Genomic DNA, 17,408 nt, shown 5'->3' with positions numbered 1-17,408 from the left:
ATATGTCATTTATTAATGTAGAAATAAAAGCAAAATGCTTTCACCCAAAAGAAGTGGAAGCATTTTTGTTAAATGCCAATGCCTATTTTAAAGGCATTGATTATCAGAAAGACACTTATTTTAAAGTAGCTAATGGACGTTTAAAATTGCGTCAGGGCAATATTGAAAATAATTTAATTTACTATGAACGTTCCAATACTGCTGAACCGAAGCCGTCTTATTTTCAATTATACCCCGTTAATGAATCAGGCGTTTTGTTAGATATGTTAAGTCGTGCAATTGGAAAAAAAGTTGTAGTAGAAAAAAAACGCAAGATATATTTTATAGATAACGTAAAGTTTCACATTGATGAAGTTGAAGGCTTAGGTTTCTTTGTTGAAATTGAAGCCAGTAATTTAATGCATCCAACCAAAACAGAAGCACAACTGAACGAACAATGCAATTATTACATGAATGCTTTGAAAATAAATAAAGACGATTTAATTCATGTGAGTTATAGCGATATGCTATTAGGGGAAATATAGCACTTTCTTTAGTACCAATTATTTTAAAATAACGGTACCTATTTGCTGTGTCAGTTCTTTTTCTATTTGTTTTAAGTGCTTGTGTACCTCAATTAAGCGCAATTGTTCATCTAAATCAGCATTCTCCATATCTTTTTGATTTTGAAGAAACATCTTTTTAATTTTTCTCAATTTAAAATAATTTACACTTAAAAGCACGTCTTGATGAGCAACATCTCGATTGGTTATATTTAAGCCCTCAATTTTTTCATCCCATTTCTGACTTAATTCATATGGTGATACAGTGGCAGCAATTACCAATTGGCGAATGTTGTTATTTTCATGGTACAAAAAAGTTTTTTCAGTGGGTTGTTGCCCTTGTATGTAAAGTGATTTGTATTCATTGAAAATTTGAAGAATCAAGTTGTTGTCAATTTCAAAATTTTCAATTTCATGAAAAATAAAGTCGGCCATTGTAGTATCATCTTCCCATTTTTTTAAACCATGTTCTAATAGCGCTCTCAGTAAGTTCCGTTCATGCGGTTCATCTTGCTGAACTAAACTATTATAATCCGTTTCTGCAGGTATATTATTGGTCTCAGTTAAAATTGTATTATTCGATATGTTTTTCTTTTCTGCTTTGGCTAACTCATTTCTTTTGTAGGTATTTATCAAATTATACAATCCCGCTTCATCAACATTTAATAAGGCTGCACTTTGTTTTACATATTGTTGCTGTTTTGAAAAATCTTCTGCCTTATTAACTTTACTTAGCGTTTCTGCAATTTGGTTTACAACTGCATTCTTCTTCGTAACATCATTTCCTGCTTCTTTTAAAAGCAGCTCTAATTGAAAAATGATAAAATCTTTCTTGTTTTCTGCAATAAAAGATTTGAATGCATTGGTACCTAATGCACGTACATAACTGTCGGGGTCTTCATTATTGGGAATTAAAACCAGTTTTACGTTTAGGCCTTCTTCCAAAGCCATATCTAACCCTCGTAGTGCAGCTTTTACTCCTGCAGCATCACCGTCGTATATAATTGTTAAATTATCTGTGTATTTTTTTATGTTTCGTAATTGCTCAACCGTTAGCGAGGTTCCACCGCTGGCAACAACATTCTCAATGCCTGCCTGGTGTAAACTAATAACATCTGTATAACCTTCAACCAATAAACATTCATCAGCTTTATCAATTGCCTGCTTGGCAAAGTAAATACCATAAAGCACTTTGCTTTTTACATAAATTTCATTTTCAGGGGTGTTGATGTACTTAGGTGCTTTATCGTTCTTACCAATAATTCTTGCCCCAAACCCAATAATTTTTCCTGTATTGTTATGTATTGGGAAAATGATACGGTTTCTGTAATTATCAACCCATTCTTCACCATTCTTTTTTATTAAACCTGTTTTTATTAATAAATCGGGATTAAACTGTTGTTGTAATAAATGCGTTGATAATATGTTTGAAGCAGAAGGATTATAACCTAATTGAAATTTTTGTATGGTGGCATCGGAAAAGCCTCGCTCATATAAATAAGTTAAAGCAATTTGTTTTCCTTCATCGGAATTGACAAGTGCATTACTAAAAAATTTTTGTGCATTTGAATTAATAATATAAAGGCTATCGGCAGTTTGTTGTTGTTGTGCTTGTTCAGGACTTACTGCTGTTTCTTCAATTGGAATTTGGTATCGTTCAGCTAACCATTTTAATGCTTCAACATAACTTAGTTTATTATGTTCCATTAAAAAAGTAATGGTGTTGCCACTTTTGCCGCAACCAAAGCACTTGTATAATTCTTTAACCGGCGATACGGTAAATGAAGGTGTTTTTTCATTATGAAAAGGACAAAGGCCTAAATAATTGGCACCACGTTTTTTCAGCTTTACGTAATCGCCAATTACATCCAGAATATCAATTCTGTTTTTAATTTGTTCTATGGTTTGTGGAGAGATCATTTATTTTAAATGTACGAATATCTGTAATTCAGTGTAGTTTAAAAATTATTTGTAGTTTAGTAGCTTTACTATTAAACCTTACTAATATATTAGCATATGTTAAAGAAGGAACGCCAGGCTTATATTTTACAGCAAATTAACATACATAATAAAGTTTTATCGTCTGACCTTAGTGTGCAAATGAATGTTAGCGAAGATACTATTCGCAGAGATTTACAAGAATTAGATGAACAAGGAAAAATAACCAAAGTACATGGTGGTGCTTTATCTAAAGCGTTTCATTTTACTTTACAAAACAACATCGTTTATCAACAAACCGAAAAACGAATCATTGCACAAAAGGCTATATCACTATTAAGAGATGGTATGTTTGTTTTGCTTTCGGGTGGAACAACCATTGTAGAAATGGTAAAAATATTACCCAAAGAATTAAATGTAACATTTATTACCGTTAGTTTACCCGTTGCTTTAGAGCTTTTGAATCATCCCAATTGCCAAGTAATTTTTTTAGGAAATTTACTTTCTAAAAATGCTCAAATTGCCATAGGCGCAGAGGTAGTTAGTAGATTAAGCCAAATTACGGCAGACATTTGTTTTTTAGGAACCAATAGTATTGATGTAGAAAAAGGAATTACAGACTTAGAATGGGAAGTAATTGAAGTGAAACGCGCCATGATTAATAATGCATTACGAACTGTTTCTTTAGCAATATCAGAAAAAGTAAATACTACACAACGTCTTCAAGTTTGTCATTTGGATGCAATAGATACTTTAATTACAGAATTAGATCCTGCCGACCCTCGTTTATCTCGGTATAAAGAAGCCGGGCTGAAAATTTTATAAGTATTTCTTAGTGTATTTAATGCCCTATTAAAATTCTTTTTTGCAATTTTTTGCGGGTTTTTTATTAAAAAAATGATTTTTTGCTGATTTTTATTTTTTTATTTAAAAAATCTTTGTAATTATGTATTGCCGATTGTTTTGGCAATTAAGTTGCGTATTTCTTATGCTATTACTGGTAAAGTTGCAGTATTTTGCAATTTTTAATGAAAATAGCATTTCGAAATAAACTTAATTTAGTTTCAAAAATGACTAAAATTGCTTAAAAAATTGCTTATGAGAAAATGTAAGGGCGTTATTCTGCTACTTATGTTTGTGTTGGGTTTACAAATTTTATATGCGCAAACACAAACCATTTCTGGTAAAATTTTAGATGCTGAAAAGAAAACGCCCATTCAGGGTGTATCTGTAAAAGTTGCCGGAACCAATATTGCTACCCAAACAAATGAAGAGGGCATATTTGTAATTAAGGCTGCTAAAGGGCAAACATTGGAAATTAGCCATGTAGGCTTTGCGCCGCAATCTGTTAAAGTGACCGGTGAACGGATTAATTTAAGTTTGAAAAGTGCCGCTGCCGATTTGGATGAAGTGGTAGTGGCTATGGATATTAAAAGAAAACCAAGAGAATTAGGATATTCTGTTCAAACTATTTCCGGAAAGGAAATTGCCGAAACCCAACGTGAGAATTTTGTAAATAGTTTGCAAGGAAGGGTTGCCGGCTTAACTATCACGCCTACCAATGGTCAGGCAGGCGCTTCTTCCAGCATTATTTTAAGGGGTTTTAATTCTGCCTCCTTAAGTAACCAGCCATTATTTATTGTGGATGGTGTTATTGTAGATAATTCAACGTTTAATGAAACTTCTAATGGTGGTTCAGGTATTGGTTTAGCTTCTGACAGGCCAAATAGAAATAACGATTATACCAATCGTATTGCAGACTTAAACCCCAGCGATATTCAATCTGTAACTGTATTGAAAGGCCCTGAAGCTACTGCATTATATGGTAGCCAGGCTAGTTCAGGCGCCATAGTAATAACTACAAAGCGGCCAAATATGAATGGACGTTTTGCAGTTGGTTATGATAATAGCTTTAGAATACAAAGGGTAAATCGTTTTCCTAAACTAAACAACAATTATAGTCCAGGCGCAAATGGATTGCCGTTATTTAACTCATTTACTTATTTTGGCCCCGCTTTACCTTCTGATACAAAAACCTATGATAATATTCATAACTTCTTTAAAACCGGTTTTGCACAAGCACATAATTTAAGTGTTGATTTTGGAAAGAAAAATGTTGGCTTTCGTTTTTCAAGTGCTTATTTTGATCAAGATGGTGTTATTCCCAACAATACTTTTAAGCGCATAAATTTACGTCTTTCTAATTATACAAAAATTAATAAATATATTGATTTCAATCCTACCATCTCTTATATCAATACCATTAATGATAAACCCATTAGAGGGGCCGGCGGTTTTTTACTGGATTTATATGCATGGCCTACAACCGATAATGCAGCTAATTACTTAGATAAAACCGGCAATAAGCGTTTATTATATGCCACTACCTATAATTCAGAGTTAATTGACAATCCATTTTTTAGTGTAGCAAAGAATCACAGTCAGGATAAAACCGACCGAATAGTAAGTACTTTAGGAGTGAATATTCATCCGTTTTCATGGTTAAATATTGCCGGACGATTTGGATATGATACCTATAAAACAAATGGTTATACTTTTTATCATCCGGAATCAAGTTTGTTAACACAAGCAACCGGTGGTTCGTTAGACAATTACTATTTAACCTACAAAGGTTATAATCATACCATTACTGCTACAGCCAATAAAACAGTTAAAAATTTTTCATTCCGTGGAATGGTTGGAACAATGTGGCAGGATTATGAAACTTCTGAATTTGCTATTAGCGGAAGCAGATTAATTGATTCTACTAGTACCGACAGCAGCAATACTTCACCAGGTACGCGTATTAGATTACTTCGTAATGCATATGGTTTACCCAACTTAAATATCATTCGTCAGTCTGCCTATTTCTTTGAAGCAGGCTTTGGATACAAGAACTTATTATTTTTAAGTTATACGCATCGTTTTGAGGCTGCATCTGTATTCCCTAAAGCCAATAGAAATTATAATTATCCCGGATTTAGTGCCAGTGCAATAATTAGCGACATATTCCCATGGATTAAAAAAGGGAATGTTATTAATTATGCTAAACTTCGAGCCTCATCGGCAACAACTGCAAGGTTAGCAGATCCTTATTCTAACCAATCTGTATTTGTAAATAATTTATCAAGTTCAATTATTCCTGCTTATTCTTACGGTTTTTATAATAATAATCCCAACTTAAAACCTGAAAAACAGCAAACTTATGAAGTAGGTGCAGAATTTAAATTATTCAACAATTTAATTTCATTGGAAGCAGCATATTATAACACACATTGTACTGACCAAATTAGTGTTGGTTTTAGGGCCAGTTACGGTACCGGATTTGTGTTAAATACTCAAAATGCAACCGAATCACGTAATCAGGGTGTTGAAATTACAATGGATGTAGCACCTATTCGTAAGAAGGATTGGGGTTGGGATATTCGTTTCAATTTCAATCATATGTGGAGCAATGTTATTGCTATACCTGCTTCTATTGCCCAAAATATGGATTATTATATTTCTGATACTTGGTTATATGCTAATGCTCGTGGCGGTTATGTAAGAAATCATCCTACCACATTAATTACGGGTTACGGTTACATGCGTAATAATCAGGGTAAAATTCTAATCAATCCATCAACCGGCTTGCCCTTAGTGAATGCAAACTTTATTCCTATCGGCGACAGAAACCCTGCTTTTACATTGGGTACAATTAATAGCTTACGTTACAAAAATTGGAGCTTAAACTTTTTGTGGGATTTAAAAGTTGGTGGCGATATATTTAATGCAACCGATATGTATTTAACGAATATCGGAAAAAGTCCACGTACAAATGATAGAATGAAACCCAGGGTTGTAAGCGGTGTTTTAAAAGATGGGTTAGAAAACACAAGTAATCCTACAGTCAATAATATTTTAATTACACCTTACTATAACAGTACAGCATATTATGGTGAAACTACCGGTATGCCTGATGAGGAGTTTATTCAAAAAAATGTGAATTGGCTAAGATTACGCGATATTACTTTGAATTACTTAATGCCTGAGAATGTAGTGAAGAAACTAAAAGGTTTTAGATCATTAAGTTTTTTTGTTACCGGTAATGATTTGATATTGTTTACGAATTACAATGGTGCAGATCCTGCTGTAAACGGCAATACTGCCGCAACAAAAGGGGTAGGGGCTTTTGGATTTGATTTTGGAAACATAGCCACACCCATTTCAGTAAATGTTGGTTTACGTGCCGGATTTTAATTTCATTTCATTGCAAAGCAAAAAAAAGATATTATGAAAAATATAAAAATAAAAACTGGTGTATTTTCTTTAGTAGCTATACTAATTTTTTTGAATAGTTGTTCAAAAAAAATTGATGCTGCTTATCAAAACCCTAATGCACAAACCGTTGAGCCCATTGAAAGTTTATTGCCGGGTGTTATAGGTAATTTTTTGGGTAATGCTTCTTCAGCCGGTAGCGGTTATGGCTTGGGTGGTGATGCTACAATTATTGGCAGGTATATACAGTATTGGAATAATTATGCAGTAACCTCGAGTGATAATGGGGGTACCCAATACGATCAGATGGGTGGTACAGTAGGTGGCAGTGATTTATTAGGTTCTGTTTGGGCTATGTTTTATTATGGTCAAGGCCAAAATTTGAATAGAATTATAGAATGGGGTAGCCAACAGCAGAAATGGGATTACGTTGGTGTTGCACAGGCCATTCGTGCATGGGGGTGGTTAGAAATGGTGAATCAATACAATAGTATTATTTTGAAACAAGCTTTTAACACTAGTTTGCAGCAATTTAACTATGATGACCCATCTGATGTGTATGACACTGTTAGGGCTACTTGTTATAGGGCTTTAACTAATTTAAACAGAACTGATGGTGCTGTAAGTGCTGCTAACTTAGCTATTGGGGATGCTTACATGAATCAAGGCGATGTAAATAAATGGAAGAAATTTGTTTATGGTGTATTGGCTCGATCTTACCAATACTTGTCTAATAAGTCTGCTTATTTATCTAATCACTATGCCGATTCTGCCATTTACTATGCAAATCTTGGCCCTGCAAGTAACTCAGATAATATTACACTGAAATTTGCCGGGCAAAAAACTTCAGGTACATCCAATTATTTTGGTCCTTTTAGAGGTAATATTGGAAGTCTTCGTCAATCTGCCTACGTTGCTAATCTTTTGTCTGGATTAAATTCTGTTGCATTTACAGGTGTTCAAGACCCCAGAGCATGGTATTTAATACGTGAAAATTCAAATGGTACATTCAAGGGGGTGCAGCCAGGTCAAGGTTCAGCAGGAATCTTAACGCCCGATTTACCTAAAAATTTTTGGGGAAATCCATTTACGTCTGTAGGTGCGCCTTTGGCTGACTCGGGTAGATTTGTGTTTAGAGATACAGCACAATTCCCGGTAATGACTGCCTCAGAAATGCAGTTTATTATTGCGGAGGCTTCTTATCGTAAAGGTGATAAAGCTACAGCCTTAGCTGCATACACTAATGGAATTTCTTTACATTTTGATATGCTTGCCAATCAGTATTCATTTAATGTTCCTTCTTTTGCTTTAATTACACCATCATCAAAATCGGCTTATTTAACTAATCCAAATGTTGTTCCAACTAATCCGGGTAATTTAACGCTAACCCAAATTATGCTTCAAAAATACATTGCATTATACGGTTGGGGGGTACATGAAACCTGGGCTGATATGCGTCGGTTTCATTATACCGATTTAGATCCTGTTACCGGTGCACAAGTGTATGCTGATTTTGTTCCGGGTGGTGGCACATTGTTTATTAATAATAATGGTAAGTATGTTTATAGAGCAAGACCTCGATATAATTCAGAATATCTGTACGATATCCCTTCTTTACAAAAAGTTGGTGGGCTGAATTTAGATTATCATACATACGAATGCTGGTTTTCACAACAATAAAATTATTATAACATGAAGCGAATTTTTGTTAAATTATTTTTAGTTTTTATGTTTTTTGTGGCTGCTTATGCATGCAAAAAAACATTTATAATCAACACTCCTTATCAGGTGGTTGATTCAACAAAAGCGTATTTAAAAATTATTCATGCCTCTCCATTTTTTCGTTTATCAACCGGAGCACAGGATACCTTTAATGTGTATTTAGGAAATATTCGATTAAATAATGTACCTTTTTTAACGTACGGTGGTCTTTTCCCGAATGCTGTTAATCCTAATACATCTACCATTACAAATACCTATATGGCAGTGCCTGCAGGTTTACAACAGTTTCACTTTTCTATACCCGGGGTAATTAAACAGGATTCTGTGCAATTGTTTGCTTTTACCAAAAATTTAAATCCGGGAAGTTTTTATACACTACTCATTACAGATTCTATTTTATCAAAACGTGATTCTTCTAGAATTTTTGTGCAAGATGTATTTACGACACCATTACCTGGAAATATTAGTTTGCGTTTTATTCATGCTGTGTTAAATGATACAGTTGGAAAAAAAGTGGATGTATTTTCTTATGCAAGAAATACTACTATCTTAACGAATATTCCACCTGATTCAACTACAGCCTTTCAAAGTTTAGGGTATAATACGGGGGTGGTAGATACTTTTTATGTTACTCGTTCTCTTGCTCCCGGGCAACCTTCTAATACTCCATTAGCAAATAGAACAATTTTAGCAAAGTTGCCTTTTTCAACCAATTTAACAGGTGCATCGCCCCAACGGGTTTTCACCTTATATTATAAAGGAAATGCTAATCTAACAACAGGTACAAAAGCAAGGACCCTTTCATCTTATATTAATCAATAAATTTTTTTTCGGCGATTCGTTTTTTGGCTGCAGTAATGCAGCCTTTTTATTTCCCTATTTTAACAATTATCATTATTCTATATTTAACTTTAGCCTTAACTTCGATAGTATAATTGAATATATGAAAAAACTTATTTTTTCTCTTAGTCTTTTTTTGTTGATACATGTTTCGCAAGCTCAAATATTAAAGGGTTTATTGAATAATGGCAAAGATTCAACTGCTAATAATGCAGTTTCTGCAGTTTCTGGTTTAATAAAAGGTGGTACTAACGGAACAGCATTGTCGAAAGATGATATTATAAACGGATTGAAGCAGGCTTTAGAAGTGGGTACTAATAATAGTGTTACAAAACTTTCAGCTTTAGACGGGTATTTTAAAAATAATGCCATAAAAATATTAATGCCCCCTGAAGCACAAAAAGTTGAAAAAACTTTACGTGATATGGGGTTGGGTAATGAAGTTGATAATGCTGTACTGGCTATGAATAGGGCTGCTGAAGATGCGGCTAAAAGTGCTGCACCTATTTTTGTGAATGCAATTAAAGGAATGACTATTCAAGATGGAATGCAACTATTGCAAGGCGGTGATTCTGCCGCTACACATTATTTGCGTGAAAAAACAACAGCTTCTTTAACAACAGCATTCAAACCTATTGTGGCGCAATCATTAGAGAAAGTTGATGCAACCAAATATTGGAATTCTGTATTTTCAACTTATAACAAAGTGCCATTTGTTAAAAAAATTAATCCGGATCTTACCAGTTATGTAACTGAAAAAGCTTTAAATGGTTTATTTTATCAGGTTGCACAAGAAGAACAAAAAATTAGAAAAGATCCATTAGCAAGAACTACTGATTTACTTAAAAAAGTTTTTGCTAAATAATGAGGTTAAGTTATGGAATAAATGCCTAAACAAATAAGTAGGGCAATTAACAATGCCAAAAAGAATTTGTATTTATCCCAATAATATTCTTGTTTCTTTTTCTTTAATACTTCCAAAAACATTTCTTTTTCAACTTCTTCGGCAAATGGAAATTTTTTTATTAAAAAATTATACAAATCATTTCCATTTATGAAATTCAATTTATTAACAATTTGTAATATCTCTTTTTGAATTTGTTGCTGAATAAACTTGTTCTTTTCGGTTTTTAGAATGAACAAATTATTGTCGTTTAAAATGTTTTCTTGAATGTTCAACACAATCGCTTCTTCATTTATATAATCACCCTGTTGAATTATTTGCTTTAATAAGTTTTTACATGCAGATAATATTTCGTTACTATTGTTTAAAAGAGGTTCATAATGGTGTAGTGCATAATATTGTAAATGAAACTGTTTTCTTTGTTCTGCATTGGATAGTACTTTGTATGCCTCATTTATTTTTTTAAAATAGGCATTCAATTCTTCCGAATTTCCGGTTTTATCGGGGTGGTATTGCAGTGCCAGTTTTCTGTATGCTTTTCTAATTGTAGTTTCGCTGGCATTGGGATGAACCCTTAATATTTGATAATAATCTTCCATGCTATATTATTAGCCTCACAAAGTAAAGCATTAACATACAATAACAAGGCTAGGCTTAACTTGTTTTATTTAAAAGGGAATACCCAAGTTTATATAGGGTAAAAGCATTTTACTTTGATCTGAATACATTACACTAATCTCAAGTGGACCTAAAACAAAATTGTAGCCAAATGAAATGGCATAACCCGATAAAAATTTTGCTTTTTCAGGCATAAAATTTCCATTAATAAAATCATAAAAAGCCACATTTGCCCTGGGAATAATATAACCATTGTTAAAAATTTGATAACGTAAACCCACTTGCATAGCTGCAATACTATTCGTAACAACAGTTCCTTCTGCTAATCCGGCAAACGTTATTTGGTTTTTATAAACGTTGGTTAATCCGCCTACATTAAATGCGTTAATAACATCACCTGCATTTCGCCAATTAAAGCCGCCTTGAAATTGGGTAAACAATGTTTTCTTTTTTGTAATAGGAATATACTTTTCTGCATTGATGAATGCCCGATAGTAATTTTTATATTGAATACCAATAGAATCGAGGTTTTGTACTTCAGTGCCATTGATGTAATAATCAACATTGGGTGTTTGATTAATGACTGCACCTAATTCAATATCTGTTTTACTGCCATTTTTGGGATATATTGAATTGGTAAGTGAATTGGCTTTTATAAACAGATAGGGGTTAAAATAGCTGATACCGCCTCTTGCTTCAAATGCAGCGGGTATTTGGGGTTTATAATATAAATTTTCAAAACGAATGCCGGTTCCTACAGATAGTTCGCGAGTAGGAGAGTAGCGTACATTTAAGTCGCCAAGAAAATAATTTTGTTTAAATAATCCTTGTTTCGAAAAATTGTTATAGCTGTTAATGCTAAGCGATTCTATTTGGGCTGTTGCTGTAGCGGAGAAAGCTTTATGTTTTCCAAAATTTTGAATATGCTCACCCCTTAAACGCATGTTTTCGCCTATGTTAACGGTAATTTGGCTTTTTGAATAGGGAGTGAAAAAGTTTCTACTAGTTAAATTGGTAATTAAACTGATGCCTGTAAATTGATTGTAATTAATACCCAATTTAGCAAATGTTAATGGGTTCTCTTCAACATCAAAAATAATTTGTGCAGTAGTATCGGTTATGGGTAATAATGAATACACAATTTTATTGTAATAACGAGTTCCAAAGGCTTTTCTGATGTGTTCAGATAAATCGTTAGCGCTATACCATTGGTTTAATGAAAATTGCATGCGTTTTAAAAAGAAACTGGCATCAGTTTGGTGCAAGCCATGAATTGTAAATGCAGTTATTTTTACAGATGAAATTTTGGGTAAAGCTTGTTTTTCAAAATGAAGTGGACCAAAAATGGAACGCAAAGAATCGGCAATATGTTTAAATTTAGGATAGTACATTTCTCCTCTAACATTTCCCGAATCAATAATTTCGTTAGCAGAGCCAAAACTGCCCATATTGTATTCTTCCAAATGTTGGGGAATATAAATATTACATAAAGCTTTCTCTTTAATGGCGTCTTCATCATTTCTGAAAAATGCAATTTGCAATAGTACTTGAATAATGTTGTTTATTTTTTCTTGTGGTAGTAAACCCCCGGCTACATTACTTCCTATTAAATAATTTGCTCCCATTTTTTGTGCATCAATAACGGGAAAGTTTCTTACCACACCTCCATCTACTAATTTCTTTCCTTGATAATCTACTGCTGTAAAAACGGAAGGAATGGCCATACTGGACCGCACTGCATAAACAATTTCGCCACTATCCAATACTACGCCATCACCGGTTGAAATATTGGTTGCAATACATTCAAATGCTTTTGGAAATTGTTTGAAATTTTTTATTTGATAGGCAGGAAAAAATAACTCGTTTAGTTTAAGCCATAATTCTTCCGATTCAATAACGCCACTGGGGAGACGAAAACTGTTGTTTACCCATGGTAATTCAATTGCATATTTCCCATAATCATCCTTTTCTTGCATGCTAAATGAGCGAAGAGAAATACTATTGGATAAGAGTTGATCCCAATTGGTTTGACGAGCAATTTTTTCAATAGTGTCGGCTGAATAACCTATTGCATAAAGAGAACCAATTACTGCACCCATACTGGTTCCGGTTACATAACTTATGGGCAGTTGTGCAGAATCGATAGCTTTTAAAATGCCGATATGCGCCAAACCTTTGGCACCACCGCCACTTAATGTTAAGCCTACAGCAGGTTGTTGTGCAAAAAGATTTGATGTATAAAATAAAAGCAGGATATAAGTTACTACTACCTTCATACCGGGAATGAAGTGTGAATATACACGAAAGCAGCAGAGCTACAAAATATGAATATAAAATTGGTTTTAAAAATTGCTAAGTACTTAAACGCTTGGCAAACATATCATCTATTTTCTTAAAAAGGTGTTGGGGTTTAAATACACGCCACTCGGGTATTTCCAAAAGTTCAATATAATAATTCAGCTTTTGTTTTTTAAAATCTTGTTGTGTTGCTAAAGGCATATTTAATGCTACAATCCATCCATTTTCTTCAGTTACTTCTTCAAACCATTCCTGGTAATATTCTTTATCGCTGCTATGAAAATTTAATACGTTTTCAGTAATTAAAATGTATTTAGTAATATGTTCGGAGAAAAGCGGATCTAAAACTTCGCGTTTTAATTCCATAATATCATTTTCAATAGCATCGTTCCATTCGCCAAGCATCTCAATTATGGCATAGTGGGCATCATAGTCGGCAAATAAAATTTTAATATACAATGTTCTACTCCCAAAATCGTCCCATTGTGGATGAATGTAGTAATTATATACGGTGTGAGAGTATTCAAATTCACTATAAGTTCTTCCAAAGAAGGGTGAATGTTTATCTTCTTCAGAAATATAGATATGCCGCCAATTATAAAAAGGTTCAATATTATGCATGTTGATGACTCTTAGCAGCTTCTATGGCTTTTTTTACGCTGCCATACTGCAATAATAAAGATTTTGCTTGTTCATAGGTCATATTGTGCAGTTGTTCCATAACCATTTTGGCACCGCGATCAACCAACTTTGCATTTGTTAATTGCATATTTACCATTTTGTTATCTTCAACTCTGCCTAATTGAATCATAACACTGGTGGAAATCATGTTCAATACTAATTTTTGTGCAGTTCCGCTTTTCATTCGCGTGCTTCCGGTAACGAATTCAGGACCTACAATTACTTCAACTGGGAAATCGGCTATATTGCTTATGTCAGAGTTGGGGTTACAGGAAATGCTACCCGTAAGTATGTTGTTTTGTTTACAAGCTTGCAAAGCACCAATAACATAAGGTGTACTGCCACTGGCCGCTAAACCCACCACAAAATCATTTTTACTGATATTGTATTGTTGAAGGTCTTTCCAACCTTGCTCAGTATCATCCTCGGCATTTTCTACAGCCTGTGTAATTGCTTTTTCACCGCCTGCAATAATGCCTACTACTAAACCGTAGGGAACACCATATGTGGGGGGGCATTCACTGGCATCTAAAATGCCTAAACGGCCACTGGTTCCTGCACCAATATAAAATAAACGTCCACCGGCCAACATTACATCGCTAATGGCAGAAACTAAGGCTTCAATTTGGGGTAAGGATTTTTCAACAGCTATGGGTACAGATTTATCTTCGTCATTAATATGTTGTAAAATTTCCATCACCGACATTTTTTCTAAATGTCGGTATTTGGATGCTTGTTCCGTAATTTTCGTCTGTTGGTTCATGTTTACTTATTATCGATGATAGGCAATTAACCCCTCCATAGGTTTTTGCAGTATTTTGCCTACTTTAAATTCGTATGTGGCACAAAGTTCCTGCAAAATATCGCTAAATCCAAATGCAACACTGCCAATAAAATTAATAGGATATTCCCAAATTTCCTTGTATTTAAGCAAATGTTGATAAAAAAAATCGTTTAAACCATCTTCAATAATATTTTCAATCATATAATGGCCGCGGTTTTCTGCAAGAAATAGGGTGAAGCTTGCTAAATATCGATTCGCTAATGGCTTTTGATATACATTTTCTAAAATCTCAGTATTGCTGAGGCCATATTGTTTTTTAAATTTCTCCATTAATTCCGCATCAAAGGTTTCATACAAGTAATATTGAATTACTTTTTTACCCAAATAGGCGCCGCTGCCTTCATCGCCTAATATATAACCGATACCTGCTCTGTTTTTTACAATTTTCTTGCCATTGTAATAACATGAATTAGAGCCGGTTCCTAAAATACAGGCTATACCATTTTCATTTCCACATAATGCTCTGGCTGCTGCCAAAATATCGGTATTCACTTCAATTTTGCTTTTAGGGAAGATTGATTTTAGTACATTGAGTACCATTTTAACGTGATTGGAATTACCCAAACCGGTTCCATAAAAGTGAACTGCATCAATGCTTGTATTTTTTGATAAGTTAGGTAATACTTCTTTTCGAATTATGTCAGTCATTGCTTCTTTGCCTAAAAAATAGGGGCTAAGGCCTTGGGTAACAAAACTGGTTGTTTTACGAGGTTGTATCAGGCACCATTCGCATTTGGTAGCGCCACTGTCTGCAACTAATTTAACTGCCATAATTATAAGGTTATACTGTAAATGTGTGCAACAATACCCATACATTTCAACATTAATACAGATATTCGCAAATTCAAATCAAGATACAAAGAAGCAACTTAATATGTCAGGAAAAAAATTAAGTATTTGGTTACCTTTTCTATTGGCGGTTATTTTGGTAATAGGAATGGTTTTGGGTTATCAGCTTAATGTAAATAATTCTTCCGATGGGTTTTTAAAAAATGGGGCACCTTCAACATTACAGGAAATCATTCATTTAATTGACAATAAGTACGTTGACGAAATTAAACCCGATAGTTTTAAACAAGCACTTATTCAGCAAACATTGGCCAATTTAGATCCCCATTCTGTTTATATTTCACCGGCAGATTTAAAGGAGGTGAATGAAGAATTGATGGGCAATTTTCAAGGAATTGGCGTTGAGTTTCAGGTATTCAATGATACCATCAATGTTTTGGGAGTTATGCCCAACGGTCCTGCAGAGAAATCGGGAATTAGAGTAGGTGATGCTATTTTAAAAGCCAATGACACAATCAATCTTGTTGGTAAATTATCAACAGATAGTATTAAAAGTAAGTTGCGCGGTCCCGCCGGATCAACGGTTAAATTAACGCTTTTACGTAATGGAAAAATCATACAATTAGCTCTAACACGAGGCAGCATTTTAGTTCCTTCCGTAGATGTTGCTTATATGGTAACCCCCGATATTGGATATCTTAAAATTAACAAGTTTGGGGAACGCACCTTTGAAGAGTTTATGCAAAAATTGGAGCAATTGCAGAAGCAGGGAATGAAAAAATTAATATTAGATTTAAGAGGTAATGGTGGCGGAATTCTAACAGAAGCTACTGCTATTGCCGATCAGTTTTTGGATGATGAAAAACTAATTGTTTATACAGAAGGGGCACATTCGCCACGTATTGATTACCGTTGTAAACGGGATGGCATTTTTGAAAAAAATCCTTTAGTGGTTTTGGTAAATGAAACTACCGCATCTGCCAGCGAAGTGTTATCCGGAGCTTTGCAAGATTGGAACAGAGCAACAATAGTGGGTAGAAGAACTTTTGGTAAAGGGTTGGTGCAACAACAATTTCAATTGAGTAACGGGGGCGCACTTCGGTTAACAGTTGCACGTTATTATACGCCTTTGGGAAGAAATATACAAAAACCCTATAATAAAGGTAAAGATGCTTACGATGAAGAGTTAATTAATCGTTTTCATGATGGTGAGTTGCTTAAGTTAGATTCCTCTAAACTAAAAGGTCCTGCATTTAAAACACCCAATGGACATTTAGTGTACGGTGGTGGCGGAATTACACCCGATATTTTTGTGCCATTCGACACAACTTTATTCCGTGCTTCACTCGACAAAATTTTTGCCAAGAATACTATTAACAGGTATGTGTATAAATTATATCTGAAAGATTCAACCTATTTTCATAATTTTAAAAATATAAATGAATTTCAGCAGTCCTTTCAACTCAACACAAATAATTGGAAGGAACTGGAAAATTATTTACAGGCCGACTCATTGCAAATGCCGAAAAATGCAGAAGCACAGAAGGAACTGGCTGTGCATATTAAAGCTTTATTGGCACGTCAACTTTTTGGCACTACGGGTTTTTACGAAATAATGAATGCCAATAATGAAACTTTTAAAAAAGCATTGCAAGTACTGCAATAGTTGTAAAAGTAATGCGTTTAAGAAATTAACGATGTGTAAACCGAACTTGCTTAATGGAAAAAATTTATATTTTACGAAAAGATAAGCTTATCATAGGCCCTTTTAATAGTAAAAAAATTGCTCAAAAAGGGCTAAAAGTTACCGATAAAATATGGTATGAAGGCTTAGAAGATTGGACTCCTGTAGAACAATTAGCACATTTAGTTCCTTGTATAGTTACTGCTCAACCGGTTAACCATAATCTTTCTTTTTTTCAAAAACTCTTTTCCTTCCTGAAATAAATTTTTTCTTGCTTTTAATTTGTACAAT

At 34.0% G+C, this 17,408-nt stretch carries 14 protein-coding genes; 8 read left to right on the top strand and 6 right to left on the bottom strand.

The genetic code is table 11. From position 1 onward, the window contains the following. The first annotated feature begins 2 nt into the window (after positions 1-2). Complete coding sequence (locus LX80_RS02505) at positions 3-524, top strand: class IV adenylate cyclase (RefSeq protein ID WP_111293440.1); 522 nt, start codon at positions 3-5, stop codon at positions 522-524. An 18-nt stretch (positions 525-542) separates the two neighbouring features. Here LX80_RS02505 and dnaG read toward each other — a convergent pair whose 3' ends face one another. After that, positions 543-2,462 carry a DNA primase gene (dnaG, locus tag LX80_RS02500; protein WP_111293439.1) on the bottom strand — a complete coding sequence of 640 codons (1,920 nt, stop codon included), beginning with the start codon at positions 2,460-2,462 and terminating at the stop codon, positions 543-545. A gap of 96 nt (positions 2,463-2,558) precedes the next feature. Here dnaG and LX80_RS02495 point away from each other — a divergent pair, with 96 nt between their 5' ends. The 5 genes from LX80_RS02495 (at position 2,559) to LX80_RS02475 (ending at position 10,164) form a co-directional block, all read left to right on the top strand. Continuing rightward, positions 2,559-3,305: a DeoR/GlpR family DNA-binding transcription regulator gene (locus LX80_RS02495; RefSeq protein WP_111293438.1), complete on the top strand. Its 747-nt coding sequence runs from the start codon at positions 2,559-2,561 to the stop codon at positions 3,303-3,305. Between the two features lie 273 nt (positions 3,306-3,578). Next, complete coding sequence (locus LX80_RS02490; RefSeq protein ID WP_111293437.1) at positions 3,579-6,719, top strand: SusC/RagA family TonB-linked outer membrane protein; 3,141 nt, start codon at positions 3,579-3,581, stop codon at positions 6,717-6,719. Positions 6,720-6,752: 33 nt separating this feature from the next. Further along, positions 6,753-8,417 carry a SusD/RagB family nutrient-binding outer membrane lipoprotein gene (locus tag LX80_RS02485; RefSeq protein ID WP_111293436.1) on the top strand — a complete coding sequence of 555 codons (1,665 nt, stop codon included), beginning with the start codon at positions 6,753-6,755 and terminating at the stop codon, positions 8,415-8,417. Between the two features lie 12 nt (positions 8,418-8,429). Next, positions 8,430-9,281, top strand: a complete 852-nt coding sequence (locus LX80_RS02480; RefSeq protein ID WP_111293435.1) for a DUF4397 domain-containing protein — start codon at positions 8,430-8,432, stop codon at positions 9,279-9,281. A 121-nt stretch (positions 9,282-9,402) separates the two neighbouring features. Further along, entirely contained in the window at positions 9,403-10,164 is a 762-nt protein-coding gene (locus tag LX80_RS02475; protein WP_111293434.1) for a DUF4197 domain-containing protein, read from the top strand. 5 nt (positions 10,165-10,169) lie between these two features. Here LX80_RS02475 and LX80_RS02470 read toward each other — a convergent pair whose 3' ends face one another. From LX80_RS02470 to LX80_RS02450, 5 genes are all read right to left on the bottom strand, one after another. Then, positions 10,170-10,802 carry a J domain-containing protein gene (locus LX80_RS02470; protein ID WP_111293433.1) on the bottom strand — a complete coding sequence of 211 codons (633 nt, stop codon included), beginning with the start codon at positions 10,800-10,802 and terminating at the stop codon, positions 10,170-10,172. A gap of 69 nt (positions 10,803-10,871) precedes the next feature. Next, complete coding sequence (locus LX80_RS02465; RefSeq protein WP_111293432.1) at positions 10,872-13,097, bottom strand: patatin-like phospholipase family protein; 2,226 nt, start codon at positions 13,095-13,097, stop codon at positions 10,872-10,874. A gap of 76 nt (positions 13,098-13,173) precedes the next feature. Beyond that, on the bottom strand, positions 13,174-13,740 hold the full coding sequence (locus LX80_RS02460; protein WP_111293431.1) for a hypothetical protein: 567 nt from the start codon (positions 13,738-13,740) through the stop codon (positions 13,174-13,176). Continuing rightward, positions 13,733-14,563, bottom strand: a complete 831-nt coding sequence (murQ, locus tag LX80_RS02455) for an N-acetylmuramic acid 6-phosphate etherase (protein ID WP_111293430.1) — start codon at positions 14,561-14,563, stop codon at positions 13,733-13,735. The genes LX80_RS02460 and murQ overlap by 8 nt, the downstream gene beginning before the upstream one ends. Positions 14,564-14,572: 9 nt before the next feature. Continuing rightward, positions 14,573-15,415, bottom strand: a complete 843-nt coding sequence (locus LX80_RS02450; RefSeq protein WP_111293429.1) for an N-acetylglucosamine kinase — start codon at positions 15,413-15,415, stop codon at positions 14,573-14,575. 103 nt (positions 15,416-15,518) lie between these two features. Here LX80_RS02450 and LX80_RS02445 point away from each other — a divergent pair, with 103 nt between their 5' ends. After that, a complete protein-coding gene (locus LX80_RS02445) occupies positions 15,519-17,099 on the top strand; it encodes a S41 family peptidase (RefSeq protein WP_111293428.1) in 1,581 nt (526 codons plus the stop codon). Positions 17,100-17,152: 53 nt separating this feature from the next. Further along, complete coding sequence (locus LX80_RS02440) at positions 17,153-17,380, top strand: GYF domain-containing protein (RefSeq protein WP_111293427.1); 228 nt, start codon at positions 17,153-17,155, stop codon at positions 17,378-17,380. Positions 17,381-17,408 lie beyond the last annotated feature (28 nt).

Source organism: Hydrotalea sandarakina (assembly GCF_003254115.1).
GTDB classification, from domain to species: Bacteria; Bacteroidota; Bacteroidia; order Chitinophagales; family Chitinophagaceae; genus Hydrotalea; species Hydrotalea sandarakina.
Note: the sequence above shows the minus strand (reverse complement) of the source record. Positions and strands in the feature narration are given on the sequence as shown.

Coding starts and splice junctions, on each gene's coding strand:
- LX80_RS02505 (WP_111293440.1), top strand. CDS start 3: ATGTCATTTATTAATGTAGAAATAAAAGCAAAATGCTTTCACCCAAAA.
- dnaG (WP_111293439.1), bottom strand. CDS start 2,462: ATGATCTCTCCACAAACCATAGAACAAATTAAAAACAGAATTGATATT.
- LX80_RS02495 (WP_111293438.1), top strand. CDS start 2,559: ATGTTAAAGAAGGAACGCCAGGCTTATATTTTACAGCAAATTAACATA.
- LX80_RS02490 (WP_111293437.1), top strand. CDS start 3,579: ATGAGAAAATGTAAGGGCGTTATTCTGCTACTTATGTTTGTGTTGGGT.
- LX80_RS02485 (WP_111293436.1), top strand. CDS start 6,753: ATGAAAAATATAAAAATAAAAACTGGTGTATTTTCTTTAGTAGCTATA.
- LX80_RS02480 (WP_111293435.1), top strand. CDS start 8,430: ATGAAGCGAATTTTTGTTAAATTATTTTTAGTTTTTATGTTTTTTGTG.
- LX80_RS02475 (WP_111293434.1), top strand. CDS start 9,403: ATGAAAAAACTTATTTTTTCTCTTAGTCTTTTTTTGTTGATACATGTT.
- LX80_RS02470 (WP_111293433.1), bottom strand. CDS start 10,802: ATGGAAGATTATTATCAAATATTAAGGGTTCATCCCAATGCCAGCGAA.
- LX80_RS02465 (WP_111293432.1), bottom strand. CDS start 13,097: ATGAAGGTAGTAGTAACTTATATCCTGCTTTTATTTTATACATCAAAT.
- LX80_RS02460 (WP_111293431.1), bottom strand. CDS start 13,740: ATGCATAATATTGAACCTTTTTATAATTGGCGGCATATCTATATTTCT.
- murQ (WP_111293430.1), bottom strand. CDS start 14,563: ATGAACCAACAGACGAAAATTACGGAACAAGCATCCAAATACCGACAT.
- LX80_RS02450 (WP_111293429.1), bottom strand. CDS start 15,415: ATGGCAGTTAAATTAGTTGCAGACAGTGGCGCTACCAAATGCGAATGG.
- LX80_RS02445 (WP_111293428.1), top strand. CDS start 15,519: ATGTCAGGAAAAAAATTAAGTATTTGGTTACCTTTTCTATTGGCGGTT.
- LX80_RS02440 (WP_111293427.1), top strand. CDS start 17,153: ATGGAAAAAATTTATATTTTACGAAAAGATAAGCTTATCATAGGCCCT.